The organism is Acinetobacter sp. CE-15, from assembly GCF_051059255.1.
Classification (GTDB): Bacteria; Pseudomonadota; Gammaproteobacteria; order Pseudomonadales; family Moraxellaceae; genus Acinetobacter; species Acinetobacter guillouiae.
The window spans coordinates 188,598-209,365 of sequence record NZ_CP192737.1; the positions used below are offsets into that span (position 1 = coordinate 188,598).

Annotated in this window: 10 protein-coding genes, 2 tRNA genes and 3 rRNA genes; 13 read left to right on the plus strand and 2 right to left on the minus strand. The window is 41.7% G+C overall.

The features are described from left to right. Window positions 1-85: 85 nt before the first annotated feature. From ACQ7EO_RS00880 to ACQ7EO_RS00920, 9 genes are all read left to right on the plus strand, one after another. Entirely contained in the window at window positions 86-700 is a 615-nt protein-coding gene (locus tag ACQ7EO_RS00880) for a TetR/AcrR family transcriptional regulator (protein ID WP_419313299.1), read from the plus strand. A gap of 853 nt (window positions 701-1,553) precedes the next feature. Then, window positions 1,554-3,092 (plus strand): 16S ribosomal RNA (locus ACQ7EO_RS00885). Window positions 3,093-3,151: 59 nt separating this feature from the next. Further along, window positions 3,152-3,228: transfer RNA gene (locus ACQ7EO_RS00890), tRNA-Ile, on the plus strand. Between the two features lie 44 nt (window positions 3,229-3,272). Then, window positions 3,273-3,348 (plus strand) — tRNA-Ala (locus ACQ7EO_RS00895). A 337-nt stretch (window positions 3,349-3,685) separates the two neighbouring features. Then, window positions 3,686-6,576: ribosomal RNA gene (locus ACQ7EO_RS00900) — 23S ribosomal RNA — on the plus strand. 167 nt (window positions 6,577-6,743) lie between these two features. After that, a 5S ribosomal RNA gene (rrf, locus tag ACQ7EO_RS00905) occupies window positions 6,744-6,858 on the plus strand. Together the 16S, 23S and 5S rRNA genes with 2 tRNA genes alongside form the textbook arrangement of a ribosomal RNA operon. Before the next feature lie 475 nt (window positions 6,859-7,333). Then, window positions 7,334-8,476, plus strand: coding sequence for a PQQ-dependent sugar dehydrogenase (locus ACQ7EO_RS00910; protein WP_151803309.1), 1,143 nt, complete (start codon window positions 7,334-7,336; stop codon window positions 8,474-8,476). Between the two features lie 138 nt (window positions 8,477-8,614). After that, window positions 8,615-9,010, plus strand: coding sequence for a tautomerase family protein (locus ACQ7EO_RS00915; protein WP_434278707.1), 396 nt, complete (start codon window positions 8,615-8,617; stop codon window positions 9,008-9,010). A gap of 227 nt (window positions 9,011-9,237) precedes the next feature. Beyond that, entirely contained in the window at window positions 9,238-10,482 is a 1,245-nt protein-coding gene (locus tag ACQ7EO_RS00920; protein WP_151803310.1) for an esterase-like activity of phytase family protein, read from the plus strand. 278 nt (window positions 10,483-10,760) lie between these two features. Here ACQ7EO_RS00920 and ACQ7EO_RS00925 read toward each other — a convergent pair whose 3' ends face one another. Both ACQ7EO_RS00925 and ACQ7EO_RS00930 read right to left on the minus strand, forming a co-directional pair. Further along, entirely contained in the window at window positions 10,761-11,528 is a 768-nt protein-coding gene (locus tag ACQ7EO_RS00925; RefSeq protein WP_034612732.1) for a hypothetical protein, read from the minus strand. Between the two features lie 441 nt (window positions 11,529-11,969). Next, on the minus strand, window positions 11,970-15,461 hold the full coding sequence (locus tag ACQ7EO_RS00930; protein WP_105713782.1) for a PAS domain-containing hybrid sensor histidine kinase/response regulator: 3,492 nt from the start codon (window positions 15,459-15,461) through the stop codon (window positions 11,970-11,972). A gap of 185 nt (window positions 15,462-15,646) precedes the next feature. On the opposite strand from ACQ7EO_RS00930, the gene ACQ7EO_RS00935 reads away from it, so the two are divergent. From ACQ7EO_RS00935 to ACQ7EO_RS00950, 4 genes are all read left to right on the plus strand, one after another. Further along, complete coding sequence (locus tag ACQ7EO_RS00935; protein ID WP_004725226.1) at window positions 15,647-15,979, plus strand: DUF485 domain-containing protein; 333 nt, start codon at window positions 15,647-15,649, stop codon at window positions 15,977-15,979. A 1-nt stretch (window position 15,980) separates the two neighbouring features. Beyond that, the gene (locus ACQ7EO_RS00940; RefSeq protein WP_004816490.1) at window positions 15,981-17,696 is read left to right on the plus strand and encodes a cation acetate symporter; all 1,716 of its coding nucleotides are present in this window, start codon (window positions 15,981-15,983) and stop codon (window positions 17,694-17,696) included. 218 nt (window positions 17,697-17,914) lie between these two features. Beyond that, window positions 17,915-18,595: an ion channel gene (locus tag ACQ7EO_RS00945; protein WP_004725230.1), complete on the plus strand. Its 681-nt coding sequence runs from the start codon at window positions 17,915-17,917 to the stop codon at window positions 18,593-18,595. A 167-nt stretch (window positions 18,596-18,762) separates the two neighbouring features. Then, window positions 18,763-20,730 (plus strand): BCCT family transporter, encoded by a 1,968-nt coding sequence (locus tag ACQ7EO_RS00950; RefSeq protein ID WP_434278708.1) that lies wholly within the window; start codon window positions 18,763-18,765, stop codon window positions 20,728-20,730. Window positions 20,731-20,768 lie beyond the last annotated feature (38 nt).

Here is a 20,768-nt window from a genome sequence, read left to right on the forward strand (position 1 = left end):
TTGAGCGCGACCTGATTATTGTTTAGTCAAACTCTAATATGAATAATTATTCGCATTCAATTCGCATTTTGGAGTGAACCGCAAGATGAGAAAACAACCACAACAACAACGTGCTCGGAATGTCGTAGATAGTATCTTGGAAGCAACTCAATTATGTGTTGCTGAATATGGCTTAATCAACGTCACCATACCCAAAATTTCAGAAAAATCAGGTGTCAGTGTTGGTTCTATCTATCAGTATTTTGGCAATAAAGAAGAAATTATTCAGGAGCTTTTAAGTCGTAAAAGTGAGCAGCTGGGGCTTGCGTTGAAACAGATTGCGATTAGCCAAGAAGAATTGAGCTTAGAAGAAATCATTCCACTTAGTCTTCAATTCGGTTTTGACATGATGAAAGCCGATGGTGGCTTTTTTATTGAAGTGCTTAAACATTGGCATGGCTATAACAATTCAGAAGCAGCAAAAGTGTTAGAAAAGCATTTCTATGAAGTGGGATTGTATGTATTTAGCCGTTTTTTTAATCATTGGAGTTTTGAAGTACTTAAAAATAAATCCTTTGTGATTATCAATAGTACGCTTTTTACCATGATGCGTTATGTCAGTCATAATAATTTTCTAATTTCAGAACAGCAGCTAAAAAAAGAATTAACTTTGATGATCTTGGCTTATCTAGAGCAAGGCGCCAGCCCTAATCCGCTTTAAGATAGTCTTTAATGGTGGTAGGGATCCATAGATTGTACTCGACTTAATATAGACATACATCCAAATGCAAATACAGCTTGGTTTTATAGAACCCGATTTTATAGAGTTGGTTTTATAGAGTGAGTTTTATCGCGTTGGTTTTAGCGAGTCTAAGTATTGTTTGAGTTGCGACAGAATATTGATCTCTTTCTCAGGAATAGTTTGATGCTTCTATTCAATGATAAAACTGATCTATCTCCTTATATAGATTTTAATCGCCGTATCTCTATTAAATTGCATTTATAACAATGCTAAGGGTATACAAGAGGCCGTTTTAGTTGTTTTAGTGAATATATGATGGGGGTATTGGTTTTTTTATTGCTGTGTTTTTATGCAAAAAAGCAGATTTTTAAAGAAAAAGTGCTGTTTTAGAAGAATAAATAAGCAAGTGATAGATAAAATGAAAAATAATTAAAAAAAGGGGTTGTGTTGGTTAGGGAATGCTGTAGAATGCACATCCATCGGCGGTGATGTTAAATAAAACTTCTGATAAATCAGGCACTTGATTAAGTTGTTAAGATTTCGAATTGAGATTTTAAGATGATGTTAGGGTTGGGTTTGTTAGAAAAAATAATTAACATTATTGATTGACTTTTTAGAGATAGAGAGTAGTATAGCCGACCTAGCTTGATGCTGACGAAGCATTGAGAAGATCATTAAGAGAATATGAAGAACAACTTGTGTGGATTTTTACTGATTGATTGATCGAAATATTATCATTGATTGATTGGTTTAAATTACTCGAAGTTTATTTGAGAGAATTTGTCAGTACATTGATGAGCCAGAATTGTGACCTTAAGTCACTAATGATTTTTAACTGAAGAGTTTGATCATGGCTCAGATTGAACGCTGGCGGCAGGCTTAACACATGCAAGTCGAGCGGGGGAGATTGCTTCGGTGATTGACCTAGCGGCGGACGGGTGAGTAATACTTAGGAATCTGCCTATTAATGGGGGACAACATCTCGAAAGGGATGCTAATACCGCATACGCCCTACGGGGGAAAGCAGGGGATCACTTGTGACCTTGCGTTAATAGATGAGCCTAAGTCGGATTAGCTAGTTGGTGGGGTAAAGGCCTACCAAGGCGACGATCTGTAGCGGGTCTGAGAGGATGATCCGCCACACTGGGACTGAGACACGGCCCAGACTCCTACGGGAGGCAGCAGTGGGGAATATTGGACAATGGGGGGAACCCTGATCCAGCCATGCCGCGTGTGTGAAGAAGGCCTTATGGTTGTAAAGCACTTTAAGCGAGGAGGAGGCTCCTGTAGTTAATACCTACAGTGAGTGGACGTTACTCGCAGAATAAGCACCGGCTAACTCTGTGCCAGCAGCCGCGGTAATACAGAGGGTGCGAGCGTTAATCGGATTTACTGGGCGTAAAGCGTGCGTAGGCGGCTTTTTAAGTCGGATGTGAAATCCCCGAGCTTAACTTGGGAATTGCATTCGATACTGGGAAGCTAGAGTATGGGAGAGGATGGTAGAATTCCAGGTGTAGCGGTGAAATGCGTAGAGATCTGGAGGAATACCGATGGCGAAGGCAGCCATCTGGCCTAATACTGACGCTGAGGTACGAAAGCATGGGGAGCAAACAGGATTAGATACCCTGGTAGTCCATGCCGTAAACGATGTCTACTAGCCGTTGGGGCCTTTGAGGCTTTAGTGGCGCAGCTAACGCGATAAGTAGACCGCCTGGGGAGTACGGTCGCAAGACTAAAACTCAAATGAATTGACGGGGGCCCGCACAAGCGGTGGAGCATGTGGTTTAATTCGATGCAACGCGAAGAACCTTACCTGGTCTTGACATAGTAAGAACTTTCCAGAGATGGATTGGTGCCTTCGGGAACTTACATACAGGTGCTGCATGGCTGTCGTCAGCTCGTGTCGTGAGATGTTGGGTTAAGTCCCGCAACGAGCGCAACCCTTTTCCTTATTTGCCAGCACTTCGGGTGGGAACTTTAAGGATACTGCCAGTGACAAACTGGAGGAAGGCGGGGACGACGTCAAGTCATCATGGCCCTTACGACCAGGGCTACACACGTGCTACAATGGTCGGTACAAAGGGTTGCTACCTAGCGATAGGATGCTAATCTCAAAAAGCCGATCGTAGTCCGGATTGGAGTCTGCAACTCGACTCCATGAAGTCGGAATCGCTAGTAATCGCGGATCAGAATGCCGCGGTGAATACGTTCCCGGGCCTTGTACACACCGCCCGTCACACCATGGGAGTTTGTTGCACCAGAAGTAGGTAGTCTAACCGTAAGGAGGACGCTTACCACGGTGTGGCCGATGACTGGGGTGAAGTCGTAACAAGGTAGCCGTAGGGGAACCTGCGGCTGGATCACCTCCTTAACGAAAGATTGACGATTGGTAAGAATCCACAACAAGTTGTTCTTCATTGATGTATCTGAGGGTCTGTAGCTCAGTTGGTTAGAGCACACGCTTGATAAGCGTGGGGTCACAAGTTCAAGTCTTGTCAGACCCACCAAGTCTACTGAACACAGAAGAGCAGATATATTAAGATCTTAAGCTGGGGACTTAGCTTAGTTGGTAGAGCGCCTGCTTTGCACGCAGGAGGTCAACGGTTCGACTCCGTTAGTCTCCACCACTAATTAAAGACTAAGTGATTACAGAACTTAGTAAGCCGATAGCTTATTAAGTTCTGTGATTTATCACAGTTAACTACTTGCTGACGAGGCGGTAGTGAATCATTAACAGAATATATTTGAGTTGAAATAATTGTTTAAACTCGTTTTAGTTGATGTTAGCAAGTAATTGTTAATGTTGAATGAAATGAGCACTAGCGATAAAACTGAATCAAGCGTTTTGGTATATGAATTAAATTGAAGCTGTATGGTGATTAAATTCACAGGCAACAAATAGAAGTGATTAAGTTCACATTGTTGATCCTCCTTGTAGGGATTAACGACTGTTTGGGGTTGTATAGTCAAGTAATTAAGTGCATGTGGTGGATGCCTTGGCAGTCAGAGGCGATGAAAGACGTAATAGCCTGCGATAAGCTTCGGGGAGGCGGCAAATATCCTGTGATCCGGAGATTTCTGAATGGGGAAACCCACTTACCATAAGGTAGGTATCGCATGATGAATACATAGTCATGCGAGGCGAACGAGGGGAAGTGAAACATCTCAGTACCCTTAGGAAAAGAAATCAATTGAGATTCCCTCAGTAGCGGCGAGCGAACGGGGATCAGCCCATTAAGTTATATGTGTTTTAGCGGAAAGCTCTGGGAAGTGCTACCGTAGAGGGTGATAGTCCCGTACACGAAAGGGCACATATAATGATGACGAGTAGGGCGAGGCACGTGAAACCTTGTCTGAATATGGGGGGACCATCCTCCAAGGCTAAATACTCCTGACTGACCGATAGTGAACCAGTACCGTGAGGGAAAGGCGAAAAGAACCCCTGTGAGGGGAGTGAAATAGATCCTGAAACCGCATGCATACAAGCAGTGGGAGCCGACTTGTTCGGTGACTGCGTACCTTTTGTATAATGGGTCAGCGACTTATATTCAGTAGCAAGGTTAACCGCATAGGGGAGCCGTAGAGAAATCGAGTCTTAATAGGGCGTTTAGTTGCTGGGTATAGACCCGAAACCGGGTGATCTATCCATGAGCAGGTTGAAGGTTGGGTAACACTAACTGGAGGACCGAACCCACTGTCGTTGAAAAGCCAGGGGATGACTTGTGGATAGGGGTGAAAGGCTAATCAAACTCGGTGATAGCTGGTTCTCCCCGAAAGCTATTTAGGTAGCGCCTCGGACGAATACCATAGGGGGTAGAGCACTGTTTCGGCTAGGGGGTCATCCCGACTTACCAAACCGATGCAAACTCCGAATACCTATGAGTACTATCCGGGAGACAGACTGCGGGTGCTAACGTCCGTAGTCAAGAGGAAAACAATCCAGACCGCCAGCTAAGGCCCCCAAATTATAGTTAAGTGGGAAACGATGTGGGAAGGCATAGACAGCTAGGAGGTTGGCTTAGAAGCAGCCACCCTTTAAAGAAAGCGTAATAGCTCACTAGTCGAGTCGGCCTGCGCGGAAGATGTAACGGGGCTAAAACTATATGCCGAAGCTGCGGATGTATACTATGTATACGTGGTAGGGGAGCGTTCTGTAAGCCGATGAAGGTGTATTGAGAAGTATGCTGGAGGTATCAGAAGTGCGAATGCTGACGTGAGTAACGACAAAACGGGTGAAAAACCCGTTCGCTGAAAGACCAAGGGTTCCAGTCCAACGTTAATCGGGGCTGGGTGAGTCGACCCCTAAGGCGAGGCCGAGAGGCGTAGTCGATGGGAAATTGGTTAATATTCCAATACTTCTGTGTAATGCGATGAGAGGACGGAGAAAGTTAAGTCAGCCTGGCGTTGGTTGTCCAGGTGAAAGGCAGTAGGCATGCATCTTAGGCAAATCCGGGGTGCTCTATGCTGAGAGCTGATAGCAAGCTAGTTTACTAGCGAAGTGGCTGATACTATGCTTCCAGGAAAAGTCTCTAAGCTTCAGTTACACAGGAATCGTACCCTAAACCGACACAGGTGGTCAGGTCGAGTAGACCAAAGCGCTTGAGAGAACTCTGCTGAAGGAACTAGGCAAAATGGTACCGTAACTTCGGGAGAAGGTACGCTGCTGACGGTGATAGGACTTGCTCCTTGAGCTATTGGCAGCCACAGAAACCAGGCCCCTGCAACTGTTTATTAAAAACATAGCACTCTGCAAACACGAAAGTGGACGTATAGGGTGTGATGCCTGCCCGGTGCTGGAAGGTTAATTGATGGGGTTAGCGTAAGCGAAGCTCTTGATCGAAGCCCCAGTAAACGGCGGCCGTAACTATAACGGTCCTAAGGTAGCGAAATTCCTTGTCGGGTAAGTTCCGACCTGCACGAATGGCATAATGATGGGGGCGCTGTCTCCAGCAGAGGCTCAGTGAAATCGAAATCGCCGTGAAGATGCGGTGTACCCGCGGCTAGACGGAAAGACCCCGTGAACCTTTACTGCAGCTTGACATTGAACTTTGATCTTACTTGTGTAGGATAGGTGGGAGGCTTTGAAGTAGTGACGCCAGTTGCTATGGAGCCATCCTTGAAATACCACCCTGGTAATATTGAGGTTCTAACTCTGTCCCGTTATCCGGGACGAGGACCATGTCTGGTGGGTAGTTTGACTGGGGCGGTCTCCTCCTAAAGAGTAACGGAGGAGTACGAAGGTGCGCTCAGCGTGGTCGGAAATCACGCGTAGAGTATAAAGGCAAAAGCGCGCTTAACTGCGAGACCCACAAGTCGAGCAGGTACGAAAGTAGGTCTTAGTGATCCGGTGGTTCTGTATGGAAGGGCCATCGCTCAACGGATAAAAGGTACTCTGGGGATAACAGGCTGATACCGCCCAAGAGTTCATATCGACGGCGGTGTTTGGCACCTCGATGTCGGCTCATCTCATCCTGGGGCTGAAGCAGGTCCCAAGGGTATGGCTGTTCGCCATTTAAAGAGGTACGCGAGCTGGGTTTAGAACGTCGTGAGACAGTTCGGTCCCTATCTACCGTGGGCGTTGGAAATTTGAGAGGATCTGCTCCTAGTACGAGAGGACCAGAGTGGACGAACCTCTGGTGTACCGGTTGTGACGCCAGTCGCATCGCCGGGTAGCTATGTTCGGAAGGGATAACCGCTGAAAGCATCTAAGCGGGAAGCCTACCTCAAGATAAGATTTCCCTAGGACTTTATGTCCTCTAAAGAGCCGTTGAAGACTACGACGTTGATAGGTTGGATGTGGAAGTGCGGTGACGCATGAAGCTGACCAATACTAATTGCTCGTGAGGCTTGACTATACAACACCCAAGCAGTTGTATACGAAGCATCATTTGATTCATAAAAGATCAAACATACTTGATTTAGTTGTAAAGCTAGTTAAACTATTCAACTCAAATGTTCTGTTAAACTCATTTGGTACGAAGTAAGGCATTTAAATAAGACCCGAACAAGTCCATAACAGTTTGCTGGCGACAATAGCAAGAGTGAACCACCTGATCCCTTCCCGAACTCAGAAGTGAAACCTCTTAGCGCTGATGGTAGTGTGGGGTTACCCATGTGAGAGTAAGTCATCGCCAGCTTTTAAATCTAAAACACCCCGATCTCTAACGAGAGCGGGGTGTTTTTTTATGCGCGGTGTTTATTAGCGAAATGAAACAGATCTCGTTATATTAAGCTAATAGAAATATGCATAAGAATTAAAGTGCGTAAACAGTTGAAAATAAATAGTTTTTTGTAGGTGTAAAAAGAAAACCCCATCATCCTGATGGGGTTTTCTTCGTATTGGTGTGTTAGATTTGACTCCTGTCGAATCTCACGTCCTGTGTGTTTTCTTATTCTCAATGAGACTTCCTGTCTCTTTATGTTTGCTATGATAAGCGCAATGCCTAAGTCAGTATATTCGCTAATCACTGCGATTGTTGTAGGTTAAAGCTTACAAGATGATCCAATTAAAAATTAAGACCCAATTCGCTCAGTTACCAATATGACATGGTGAGATGGATACTTTTGTTTAAAATAAATCGATAAGTCATAACAATATTGAGGGAATCTAAAATGAAGGCTTTTCGACAGTGCTTAATCTATTTACCCCTATTGCTCAGCTGTAGCTTGTTGAGTGCATGTAATGCTCAAAATAATCAAACCACTACGGCTAATTCTTTGATTAACCAGAGCTATCAGATCCAAAAAGTAGCGACATTTGATGAACCTTGGGCAATGGCTGAGTTGGCTGATGGTCGTTTACTGATTAGCGAAAGGAAAGGGAAGTTAAAACTGTTTGATCCTTCCGCATTAAAAAGTATAGAAATTTTAGGAGTTCCCGAAGTGGCTTATGGTGGGCAAGGGGGCTTAGGCGATATTGTTCTACATCCTGATTTTGCAAACAATCATCAAATTTATTTAAGTTATGCCGAAACAGGAAAAGGGGGATATGGTGCGGTTGTGATTCGTGGTGAATTAAATCTTCAAGAGAAAAATCCCCGAATAATCAATATCAAAAGAATCTGGGAGCAAGTTCCTAAGGTTTCAGGACAAGGGCATTATGCACATCGAATGATTTTTGCAAAGGATGGTAAGCTCTGGATTAGTTCTGGTGAACGCCAGAAATTTGATCCTGCTCAAGATATGAATTCAAACTTAGGCAAAGTTTTAAGACTGAATGATGATGGTACTGTTGTTGCAGATCATCCATTTACTCAACAAGGTGAGATTGCAAAACAAGTATGGTCGTTGGGTCATCGTAATCCATTAGGTATGGCTTTTGATGCGAAGGATCAATTGTGGGTGGTTGAAATGGGGCCTAAAGGAGGAGATGAGTTAAATCTGATTAAGAAGGGCGAAAATTATGGTTATCCGATTGTTTCCAATGGTGATCATTATTCAGGAAAATCCATTCCCGATCATGCGACGCGTCCTGAATTTAAGGCACCAGAAATCAGTTGGACACCAGTAATATCACCCTCCAGTTTGGTCTTTTATCAAGATGAATTATTCCCGAAATGGAATCATAAAGCCTTGATTGGTGGGTTATCTTCAGAAGCGATTATTGTGGTTGATACTGAATCGAAGCCTGTCCGTGAGGTACAGCGTTTAAACATGCAGCAACGCATTCGAGATATCCATCCCGCCCATAATGGTTCGATTTGGGTTTTGGAAGATGGGAAAAATGCGGGGTTATTAAGGCTGTTACCTAAGTAAAAAATTAATTTAAATCAATGGATTATTAAATTATTGAAAAGATGTGGAAGCAGCTGAATTGATATCAGCTTAATTGCTATGATTGGCTATAAATTATGCTATTCTTTCGATTTAAAATAATATAAATCGAGAACAATAATGCCAGCAACTACAATTGAAGTTCGTTATCAATATTCTGTAGCACAAGAAGTGGGCTTAATCGATGCTGTTCATCATGCATTGGTGAGCGCTTTTAAAATTCCTGAATATGATCGTGATATTCGTTTATTGGTACATGAACCACATCGCTTTCAATGTCCACCGAATAAGCTTTATCCTGAAAAATTTACCCTGATTCGTATTGATTGTTTTGCTGGGCGTACACTGGATACCAAGCGAAATTTGTATCGCAGTATTGTAGAGAATCTATCTGTATTAGGGATTCCCAAAGATCATATCAAAATTTTATTAAGAGAAATTCCCGCTGAAAATTGGGGAATCCGTGGTGGTCAAGCTGCCTGTGATGTAGATTTGGGTTTCGATGTTCAAGTCTAGCTCAACCTAATATGAATCAAAGCAGATGGAATAGATTACTCTGTTGTTAATATTATTTAAATTCAATGTGTTAATTCAGCTGGTGTGCGCTTATAAGGTGAAGTATATGATGCGTGAAGCATATCTACGTATTATTAAACTGACGCAATATTGTCATTGAAATGACCTCAAAATGTCATGCTATTGGTTTCTAATAAAGCTCATTTAAATCAATAAAAAAGACCTTTATGAAAAAAATTGCTTACTCTGTTTTAGCGTTAGGCGTATTGGCTTTAACTGCATGTAATGATGATGACAATGATTTCTCATTTGAACCATCTGTTACTGTACCGACCTTGGTTTCATTTGCCAAACTTGATGTCGAAACTTATGCAGCTGGTCCAAACTCAGGTGCCTTTGTAAAGGGCGCCAATGGCATATTCCCACCTTTTAAAGGTCAGCCAGTTCAAGGCTTTTCGGGTGCTGTAAAGAACGGTGATGGCACTTATATGGTCATGGCCGACAATGGCTTTGGTACACAAGACAATTCATCTGACTTTTTACTCCGTGTTTATCAAGTAAAACCTGATTTTCGGACGAAATCGGCAGGATCTGCAAAAGTTCAAGTGATGAGCTTTATTCAGCTTCGTGATCCCAATAAATTAATACCATTTTCAATCATCAATCAAAACAGTACTGATCGTTTACTCACTGGGGCAGATTTTGATCCTGAATCGATTCAACGTACTGCGGATGGTACCTATTGGATTGGTGATGAGTTTGGACCATATTTACTGCATTTTGATAAAGATGGAATACTACTTGATGCGCCGATTGCATTACCTCATCCATTAAAAGCTGGTGTGGAATTGCGTTCTCCGCAAAATCAATTCAATAAAGCCAACATAAATTATGTAGAGCCTTTGGTTCAGCAAAGCGGTGGCTTTGAAGGAATGGCATTGTCTAAGGATGGTCAATATTTATATCCTTTGTTAGAAAAACCGTTAAAAGGCGAGACCACACAACAGTTGCTTATCTCACAATTTGATGTGAAGAAGAAAGCGTATACTGGTCGATATTATTATTTTACCTTGAATGCCAAGGCGACCAATATTGGTGACTTCCAAATGTTTGATGATAAGTCTGGCATTATCATTGAGCGTGATGCGAGTCAAAACAAGTTAGATGGTTATAAGAAGCTGATTCAAATTGAATTAGGGGATTCTGGTAAAGCGGTAAAACGTTCTGACTTAGTTGATCTTATGAATATCGCCAACCCGAATAATTTATATGGGACAGCGCGAGATGGAGATATTGGTACAGCAACAACTTTTGCTTTTCCATTTGAAACCATTGAAGATGTGATTATTGAAAATAAAAATACCTTAACTGTTTTAAATGACAATAACTTTCCAGGTTCATCAGGACGAAATGCAAAGCGTGCGGATGATAATGAAATTATTCAGATTAAATTGCCTAAAGCATTGTATTAATACGCGATAAAATGCTTAGCCTCCACGACCCGAAGCTAAATTAATCTTAGCAAGGGAAAACGCCCTCCTTTTTAAAAGGAGGGCTGGGGAGGATTAAAACTTAAACTGATCAATATTAAGTGAAATACCTGACTTTTTATTGAGGGTAAAGCACCAGTACATACCTTAAATTAGCTGAGCAGATATTATTATTTTAAAGTGCGAAGTAATCTTTAAGCTAAATGGCAGAAAGCCAGTCAATTGACTGGCTTTCTTTATACATCATTCAAGCATGAGGATTAAGCTAAACAGTCTTGTTTCGAAACTTGATCAGGGCAGCCCAATGGATTTAACGCACATTTTAAATCTTCAATTTGTTCATGGGTGACATAGCCTTTAGATTTTAGGTAATCTGCAACTCGGTCATCACGTAGACTTAAGAATGCTGCGTCATAAACACCTAAATCTACAAATAAAGCAGCCGCTTCTAAGCTATTAAAACGGTCTAGAAACACATCATTGCCATACATCAGGAAAACATGGTCGTAATCTGCATGTGCATCGATTTTTAAACGAGCTGCTAATGTTGTTGGAGAGGTTTTGATAAAAAGCAAATCTGATAATTCATCGAATTGGGTCATATCTAAGATATTTTCGCCGGTTTTTACTTTACCTAACCATGCTTTAAAGACCAGTACCGCACCGCCACGCAGTAACATGCTCCACACTTGATGACGAACTTCATCATTTAAGCATTCGCATTCATCTTCGAGACGTTGAACCAGTTTTTCTTCTTGTTGCGCTAATTTATCAAACAGACCTAAGCCTTGAGGATGATAAGCAACAGGGGTAAATACATCAAATTTTAATTCCTCAAACACTTGAAGTGCTAAAGGCACAGCTGCTTGATAAATCGTATTGAGTGCTTGTATTTGTGTGTCGTGGAGTTTGCTATGTTTAAAAAGATCTTGCCAATCAATTTCAGGCAGGATTGCATTTGCACCATATTGACGATGAAATTGTTGAGCTTGGTGTAGCCCATGTGGAACAGTTTCTGAAATATTCATGGTTAAAAATCCTATTTAAAATTGAATTCAAACGCTGTTTTTGTTTTCCTAAACATGAGCGTAGTTTTGTCTTGAAGTAATTTTTGATTTATCTGAGATGCAATAGGAATACGACTAAAGTTGTAGACAGGGTGAAAAGTAGTTTTTTATTTTTTAAAATCATAAAAATAGAAAATTGTAACTAACTATACAAGTGTATAATTACTATTTTGATGTTATTTGCCATAGAAAAGAGGGCTTTGAAGTTTTTAGTCAATAAATGGGTTCGAGTTTTGCTTTTTTTTGAATGCTTTTGCACAAAGCTTAAAAAAAATTGCTATTCCACTTAAAAAATTGCGTTACAAAACCTCTAGAACGCAATGGTCTAGAGGTTGTAAATGTTTCAAAACATTAAAGAAGAACGTGATCAATAAACTGAAAAGGGTTGAACGTAGTGGAAGATTATTTAGAAATCTTCAAGCCAGATAACCATGCACGTAGAGAAGCAGGCTTCAATGGTTTCTTCAACAACACCACGTTGAGGTCTTTAACACGCTCTGGTAATTCAGGATCAGAATCTGCAGTAATCAGTGCTGAAGGAACATTTTCCTGACGGTTTTCGACAATAAAATCTAAGCCAATTTTGCCGTGATTTAAATGCTGATCAACCAACCAGACTTGAATATTTTCTTTTTGAATAATTTCCAAAGCTTGTTCAGGTTCAGTGGCTTTAAAGACTTGATAACCCCATTTGGTCAGTAGCGTTGCCATACCCTCCAAAATCGTATCATCATTGTCCAAACATAAGATTTTATAAGCTTTGGCTTTTAATGGTACCGCTTGTACAGGTGATGAAACCACTTTAGGCGCTGCTACCATTGGCACATCAATCATAAAACACGAGCCTTTACCTAGTTCAGAATAAACATGCACAGGATAATCAAGCAAACTGGTCATACGTTGGACGATTGCCAGACCAAGCCCTAGGCCTTGTTCGCCCCATGGCGAGGTATGTCCACAACGCTCAAACTCTTGAAACAGCTTAATGCGTTGTTCTTCTGCAATCCCTGGACCGGTATCCCAGACACCGATACGAATATGATTTGGGCGATTGGAAGCACGTAACACACCAACAATCACACGTCCGCGAGCAGTATAACGCAAGGCATTGCTGACAAAGTTTTGGATGATACGACGGATCCATTGTGGGTCGGTATCAATCCAGAATTGAGCATCATGGACACGCAATTGGATATTACGTTGTGCGGCGATTGATTTAAATTGCAGTTCTAAATCACTTAATAAATCATGCAGTGGATAAGCTTGGCGTTTCGGTTGAATTGAACCACCTTCCAGTCGTGCAATATCCAAAAGGGCAGACAACATGCTTTCGGCACCATGTAAGGCACGATCAAGTTGTTGTAAGGTTTTACGATCTTCATCCGATTGTACGCTTTGTTCTAAAGCAGTACTGAATAAGCGTGCTGCATGCATCGGTTGAAGTAAATCGTGACTGGCTGCTGCAATAAAGCGGCTTTTTGACATATTGGCTTTGTCGGCTTGCTCACGTGCCAGTTGTTGTTCAGATAAGGCATTTGCAAGCTGTTGGGTACGATCAGACACGCGTGCTTCAAGTACCGCTTCATTTTCACGGAATGCAGTAATGTCTGCAAAGGTCGTAACAAAACCACCACCTTCAATGGGATTACCACGCATTTGAATCACACGGCCATCTTTACGAATCCGTTCAAACTCATGTGCGCTACCAACTTTCATCCAATGAATTCGCTTACGTACATGTTCTTCTACCGAGCCTGGACCACATTCGCCACGCTCTGCGTTATAACGAATCAAATCGGCAATTGGGCAGCCGACATAGACTAAATCTTTTGGATAATCAAACAGCTTTAAATATTGATTGTTCCACGCGACCAAACACATGTTTTCATCAACCACACTCACGCCTTGGGTCATGTGGTCAATCATGGTCATGATAAGATTTTGATTAAAGCGTTGCCATTGTGACGCTTGGTCGAGAATATTTGCCACTTGACCCAACGCCAAGCCATTATTGACCATAGCCGTGGTGAGTAATGTCCGTGCGGAGGCTGCCCCGATTGTACCTGCGAGGTATTGTTCAGTGAACCGCCACCACATCCCATTGGCACTGCTATTCTCATTGAGCACCACATTATTCATGGTACAAAATTGCTGAAAGGCATGGGTCGCTGGGCCTTCACCAGTAATCCGTTTGGCTAGTGCAATCAGATCACCGACTTTAAGTTTAGCGACATCATGGTGTAAATAATTAATATCGGTAGAGGTGTTTTGTGCAGGTAAGGGCTTGGTTTCATAATAGAAAAAGCTTTCTGCCTGTATTTGTTCAGCAATACTAGGACGATAAATGCGAGAGACCCAAATATATAAGGTAATATTTAAGCCAAGTGCCCAGATTACACCATGAGTAAGTGGGGCAAAAGATTCAAAACCAAATAAGGCTTCTGGTCTTAACCATTCAATATTTAAAGGTCCAAACATCAAAAATTGATGTGCAAACTGGCTATATTCAACAGGTAAACTACGTAAAATCGTTGGCAATAATAAAGTATATGACCAAAGGATAAAGCCTACGACCAAGCCTGCATAAACCCCTTGGCGACTTCCGCCACGCCAGTATAAACCGCCAATTAAAGCCGGCGAAAATTGTGCAACCGCACTAAAAGCCAATAACCCAAAGGTAGATAATTGGTCAATATCATTAAAGAAGTGGAAGAATAAAAATCCGAGTAACATTACCGCTAAAATACACACACGACGGGTAAATTTAAGTACCTGTGGTAAGCGTTTGTCATGACGAGAAAGAATGCCAAACTTCCATAGAGAAGGCATAATCAAGTCATTACTGAGCATGATGGACAGTGCCACAGAAGAGACTAGTAGCATACCTGTTGATGCTGAAAAACCGCCTAAAAATGCCAGTAAAGATAACCAGTCTTGGTTATAACTAATCGGTAAAGAGAGTACTGCAACATCAGGAATGGTCAGATACTTAGGTGCTGCATGCAGTGCCCAACTGGCAATTGGAATAATGGCAATAATGGTCAGAATCAAATATGCCGCAAACCACCGTCTTGCACCACGTATATGTTTTTCATCGCGTAATTCAACCACGGCCACATGGAACTGACGTGGTAAACAGATAATTGCCAATGAAGCGAGTAATGTTTGAACCCAGAAAGTGTCTGGCACACCAAACAGTTGTACTTCATGAAAAGTTTTTTGCACATCCTGTGAGATTTGTACGATATTTTGTGGATGATCAAAAATAAAGAAAAATGCCACGCAGAGCAGGGCAAATAGTTTTACAAATGATTCAAAAGCAACGGCAAGCATTAAACCGCCATGTTGTTCGGTATTGGCAATTTGTCTTGTGCCAAACATCATGGCCAAGATCGCCAATACAGCGGTAAGACCAAGCACACCATTGGTGGTGGTGGAGACCACTTGGGTATTGTGATCGAGCATGACGGAAGCGCTAAGCGCAATGGCGCGTAATTGTAGTGCTAAGTAAGGAATAATGGCGATTACAGCCAAGATGGTCACTAAGGACGCTAATGTTCCACTTTTACCATAACGTGCTGCGACAAAGTCGGCAATCGAAGAAATCGCATGATGTTGTCGAACGCGACCTAAACGGCGCCAAATGTCATAACCCAGCCAGACAAATAATAAAGGTCCTAAATAAATCGGCAGGAAAATAATCCCCTCACGTACTGCAGCACCTGTTGCTCCATAAAACGTCCAAGAGGAGCAATATACGCCCAATGTTAGACTAAAGAGAAGCATCCTGCCGCGCGTGCTTAATCGACTCGCATGCTTCTCACCAAAGAAGGCACAAACGAATAGAATGAGGATGTAAAGGGCCAGAACCCCTATAATTAACCAACTGTTCATAAGGACTACAGTATAAAAAGCTGTGCCTATAATAACGCATACATGAACTGTCTCGTTTATTTTGCTCAAAATTTAACGACCAAAGTCTAAGTTACGAGAACCCCACAATATTGTTAATTTTGACCATGTAAAAAAAGACTAAAAAAAGCAACCAGCGTTCTGGTCGCTTATCAAGGAGCATGGTTATGGATGAGAGACAGGTAGAGGCGATTCTACAAAATCCAAAATTCAAGGAAATGGTTGCTAAAAAAAGTAAATTAAGCTGGACATTAACTGCAATTATGTTGTTCGTTTATGTTGGATTTATGCTTTTAGTTGGCTATAACAAAGAATTTTTAATGAGTTCATTTAGTGGTGGCATCACCACTTGGGGAATTCCTTTAGGTCTAGGAATTATTGTTTTATCTTTCGTATTGTGTGGTGTGTACTCATACATTGCCAACAATAAATTGGATCAATTGAATGCAGATGCAATGAAAGAAGTCGAAGCAATCGCCCACGAAAAAGGACTGCACTAAGATGAAATGGAACTCTTTAAAGACTAAAGCAGCTCTTGCATCTACTGCACTGCTTTCTACTGTTGCACAAGCAGGCCCAGATTTAGGTGAAGCTCAGCAGCAAGCGACCAACTGGCATGCAATCATTATGTTTGCGATTTTTGTTGGTTTAACCTTATTTATTACCAAATGGGCTGCAAAACAAACCACCAATACTGCAGACTTCTATACCGCTGGTGGTGGTATCTCTGGTTTCCAAAATGGTTTAGCGATTGCGGGTGACTATATGTCTGCTGCATCGTTCTTGGGTATTTCTGCATTGGTGTTTAGCTCAGGCTTTGATGGCTTGCTTTATTCACTGGGTTTCATGGTTGGCTGGCCAATCGTATTGTTCTTGGTTGCTGAGCGCCTACGTAACTTAGGTAAATATAACCTGTCTGACGTGGTTTCGTTCCGTTTAGAAGAAAAACCAGTACGTACACTTGCAGCAATCAGTTCGCTTGTCGTTGTGGCTTTCTATTTGATTGCTCAAATGGTGGGTGCTGGTCAGCTGATCAAACTGTTATTTGGTTTGAACTATAACATCGCAGTTGTGATTGTTGGTCTTCTGATGATGGCTTACGTGATCTTCGGTGGCATGTTGGCGACAACTTGGGTACAGATCATTAAAGCTGTGATGTTACTTTCAGGTGCAACATTCATGGCGTTCATGGTGATGCATTCTGTCGGTTATAGCTTCTCTGAAATGTTCAGACAGTCTATTGATGTATTTGCAAAAGTACATGATGTCAGTCTTGATGATGCAACCAAAATTATGGGACCAGGCAGTTTGGCGAAAAACCCACTCGATGCTTTGTCGCTTGGTTTAGCACTCATGTTTGGTACAGCAGGTTTACCACACATTCTTATGCGTTTCTTTACGGTTAAAGATGCTAAAGAAGCACGTAAATCTGTGGTTGTTGCAACAGGCTTCATTGGTTACTTCTACTTATTAACTTTCATTATCGGTTTCGGTGCGATCCTTTTCGTATCAAACAACCCACAATTTATTGATGTTGCTAAAATGGCTGTGACTGGCAAACTAGAATTAGTTGGCGGTAACAATATGGCAGCGGTACACCTTGCAGATGCAGTGGGTGGCGATCTGTTCATGGGCTTTATTTCAGCAGTTGCATTCGCAACGATTCTTGCGGTAGTTGCAGGTTTGACACTGTCAGGTGCTTCAGCAATTTCACATGACTTGTACGCAAACGTACTGAAAAAAGGTCAAACAACCCCTGAATCTGAATTACGTATGTCGAAGATTGCAACACTTGGTCTTGCGATCTTTGCGATGATTTTAGGTATTTTGTTCGAGAAGCAAAACGTTGCCTTCATGGTAGGTTTAGCATTCTCTGTCGCGGCGTGTGCAAACTTCCCAGTATTGGTTCTTTCAATGTTCTGGAAAGGCTTAACTACACGTGGTGCTGTTGTAGGTGGTGTTGTCGGTCTAGTGACAGCAGTGACTTTAATTATCTTGTCTAAAGCAGTTTGGGTAGACACATTAAAAATCTCTGATACTCCGATCAACTCATTCAATGGTCCTGCAATCTTTGCTATGCCATTAGCATTCATCTGCTGCTGGTTGTTCTCTGTGACAGACAAATCTGCACGTGCAGAAGCAGAGCGCAAAGCATTTGATGCACAGTTTGTACGTTCACAAACAGGTATTGGTATCTCTGGTGCTTCAGATCACTAAGTGATTTGAGATCAGCTTAAAAAACACCTTCTCGAAGGTGTTTTTTTATGGGCGATGCAAAGCCAGAACTCCATCATCCCAGTTTCAGCTTTTGAGCGATATAAAGCTTGTTTTATGCTGATTGATCAGTTGAATGATCACGAAAAATTGAAAGGATTTAAGAAACCCCATGAATATGTTAATTTGAATGTTTAAAAGAACAATCAGAATCAGAAAATATGCGTTCAATGATCGAATTTTGGAAAGGTTTTAAACAATTACCGTCAGCATGGTTATTGTTGGTCCAACTGCTTATTTTAGTTTTATCTGTCTATACCAATGCCAGCAGAAGTTATCAAATTTTAACTTGGTTACTCGGTGTCTCTGCATTACTGATTATTGCCAAAGTGATTCGACAAACACCGACATTTACACTGTTGGGCTTAACTTTTGTCACGGGGGCATTTGTACTGTCCTTTCTGATGCTGATCGGTTTTCATTCTGTTACTTTGCAAATCTTTGCACATTCATTTGAAGCAGCTGCTTATTTTTGTGCAGCATATGGCCTAATCCGCTATATGTTTGCAGATCGTTATTTAACCAAAGATGAACTGTTTGCTGCGGGTGCGGTATTTACCCTGATCGCATGGGGATTTGCCTTCTTATATAGTATCTGTCAATTGGTGGTTCCACAGAGCTTTCAAAACCCAAATCATGTTGCAGACTACCAATCTTGGCTGGATTTATTGTTCATTAGTTTTAGTCTGCAATCGGCCACAGGATTGTCCGATTTGATTCCTGTTGCGCCGGCTGCGCGGGTGATTTCAATGTTGCAAATGTTCTGTGGCGTGATGTATTTTGCCCTGATCGTCTCACGGATGATTGCCCTGCAATATATTGAAAATAAACCAAAATCATGAGCTAATGATCTTGTTACATTTAGTAAATTGTTGAAAATGTTAATTTAAATTATAATGTGGCCTGAATCCAATCGCTGTTCTACAGGATTCGTCTTTTTTCACACCTGTGAATGCCTTTTTTTGACTTTAAAAAGTCTGTCCATTGAGTATAAAAACCTGGGGGAAATATGCCTTCCAAAAAAATCACTTGGTTTGACAATGTCAATCCAAATGTTTTCTTGAGCACTGTTGGAATTATTGCGCTTTTTTTAGCCGTTGTTGTCTTTGCACCAAATGCCTTTGAGCTGATTACTCAAAGGATGAACCGCTGGATCACCGATTCATTTAGTTGGTTCTATGTTTTATCTGTCGCAATATTTTTAATTGTGCTGATTTTTATTGCCTTTTCTGACATGGGTAAAATCAAGCTTGGACCTGATCATAGCCAGCCTGAGTATAGTAATGGGTCATGGTTTGCCATGCTATTTACTGCGGGTATGGGGATCGGGTTAATGTTCTTCAGTGTTGCAGAACCTGTCATGCATTATGTCAATCCACCTGCCGGTGATCCACAAACCATTGAATCTGCCCAAGAAGCAATGAGAATTACCTTTTTCCATTGGGGCTTACATGCTTGGGCTATCTATGCGGTTGTGGGTTTAACGCTGGCTTATTTTGCTTTTCGCTATAACTTGCCACTCAAAGTTCGTTCGGGTTTATTTCCGATTATTGGCCAACGAATTCATGGTCCAATCGGAGATGCGGTCGATACCTTTGCCACCATTGGTACCGTATTTGGTGTAGCTACCACGTTAGGATTTGGGGTAACGCAAATTAACTCTGGCTTAAATTATTTATTTGGCTGGGAAAGTAATATTAGCACCCAAATCTTTTTGATTATTGTGGTGAGTACGCTGGCTTCATTGTCGGTTTTCCTTGGATTAGATAAGGGAATCAAACGACTCTCTGAACTGAATCTGATTTTAGCTTTGGTATTGTTAGGCTTTGTATTCCTCGCCAGTTCCAGTATTTATATCCTACAAGCAACCATTCAAAACGCTGGACAATATATTTCGAATTTGTTTAGCATGACCTTTAATTTATATGCTTATCAATCAAATGGCTGGATTGGTGGTTGGACCATCATGTATTGGGCATGGTGGATTTCTTGGTCACCATTTGTTGGTATGTTTATTGCGCGTGTTTCAAAAGGTCGAACCATTCGAGAGTTTATTGTTGGGGTACTGCTTATTCCGACAGGCTTTACCTTGATCTGGATGGGTTTTATTGGCAATGCTGCCTTGTTCAGTATCATGGAACAAGGGCAGGTTGGGCTAATTTCTGCGGTACAAAAAGATTCATCAGTTGCATTGTTTGAATTTTTAACCCATCTGCCTTTTTCAGGTGTGTTTAGTCTTATTGCGACACTGCTGGTGGTATTGTTCTTTGTTACCTCTGCGGATTCTGGTGCATTGGTGACCGATTATCTCACTGCGAAAACAGAAAATTCGCCGATATGGCAACGCTTGTTCTGGACTGTTTTAATGGCGGTCTTGTCGATCATCCTATTAATGGTTGGTGGGCTAGGCGCACTACAATCGGCCACCATGATGAGTGCCTTACCATTCACCTTTATTATGCTGTTGTTGTGTTGGGGCTTAGTCAAAGCATTGCGCTTAGATGTCACTAAGATGCAGGCTTTACAAGTGGCAAGAATCACGCCGAGAGCTGTGCAAAACCCACGTAGTTGGCAGCAACGTTTGGGCTTAATCATGCACTATCCGCATACGTTAGCTGAAGTACAACATTATATTCAGATTGATGTGATTAAGGCTTTTGAAAGTATTCGTTTTGAGTTTAAACGCCGTGATTTAAATGTGGTGATTAAAGAAACCGAAGACGGTGTTCAACTGAGTGTGGATCATCATGATGAGTTCAATTTTATCTATAAAGTCATTGCACGCAAAATGGTTGCGCCAAGCTTTATGATGAATGAAGAACATCAGGAAACCGATGATTTTTATCAAGCAGAAATATTTTTAAGAGAAGGTGGTCAAAACTATGATGTAATGGAGTGGACGCAAGAAGACTTGATTCAAGACATCATTGATCAATATGAACGCCATCTACATTTCTTAAATGTACTGAGAAACTAAGTTGTTTATTTAAAAAACAAAGGCAATAAAAAAGGACT

Excerpts from the sequence above, each read along its gene's own strand:
- ACQ7EO_RS00880 (WP_419313299.1), top strand. The coding sequence starts at position 86 with ATGAGAAAACAACCACAACAACAACGTGCTCGGAATGTCGTAGATAGT.
- ACQ7EO_RS00910 (WP_151803309.1), top strand. The coding sequence starts at position 7,334 with ATGAAGGCTTTTCGACAGTGCTTAATCTATTTACCCCTATTGCTCAGC.
- ACQ7EO_RS00915 (WP_434278707.1), top strand. The coding sequence starts at position 8,615 with ATGCCAGCAACTACAATTGAAGTTCGTTATCAATATTCTGTAGCACAA.
- ACQ7EO_RS00920 (WP_151803310.1), top strand. The coding sequence starts at position 9,238 with ATGAAAAAAATTGCTTACTCTGTTTTAGCGTTAGGCGTATTGGCTTTA.
- ACQ7EO_RS00925 (WP_034612732.1), bottom strand. The coding sequence starts at position 11,528 with ATGAATATTTCAGAAACTGTTCCACATGGGCTACACCAAGCTCAACAA.
- ACQ7EO_RS00930 (WP_105713782.1), bottom strand. The coding sequence starts at position 15,461 with ATGAACAGTTGGTTAATTATAGGGGTTCTGGCCCTTTACATCCTCATT.
- ACQ7EO_RS00935 (WP_004725226.1), top strand. The coding sequence starts at position 15,647 with ATGGATGAGAGACAGGTAGAGGCGATTCTACAAAATCCAAAATTCAAG.
- ACQ7EO_RS00940 (WP_004816490.1), top strand. The coding sequence starts at position 15,981 with ATGAAATGGAACTCTTTAAAGACTAAAGCAGCTCTTGCATCTACTGCA.
- ACQ7EO_RS00945 (WP_004725230.1), top strand. The coding sequence starts at position 17,915 with ATGCGTTCAATGATCGAATTTTGGAAAGGTTTTAAACAATTACCGTCA.
- ACQ7EO_RS00950 (WP_434278708.1), top strand. The coding sequence starts at position 18,763 with ATGCCTTCCAAAAAAATCACTTGGTTTGACAATGTCAATCCAAATGTT.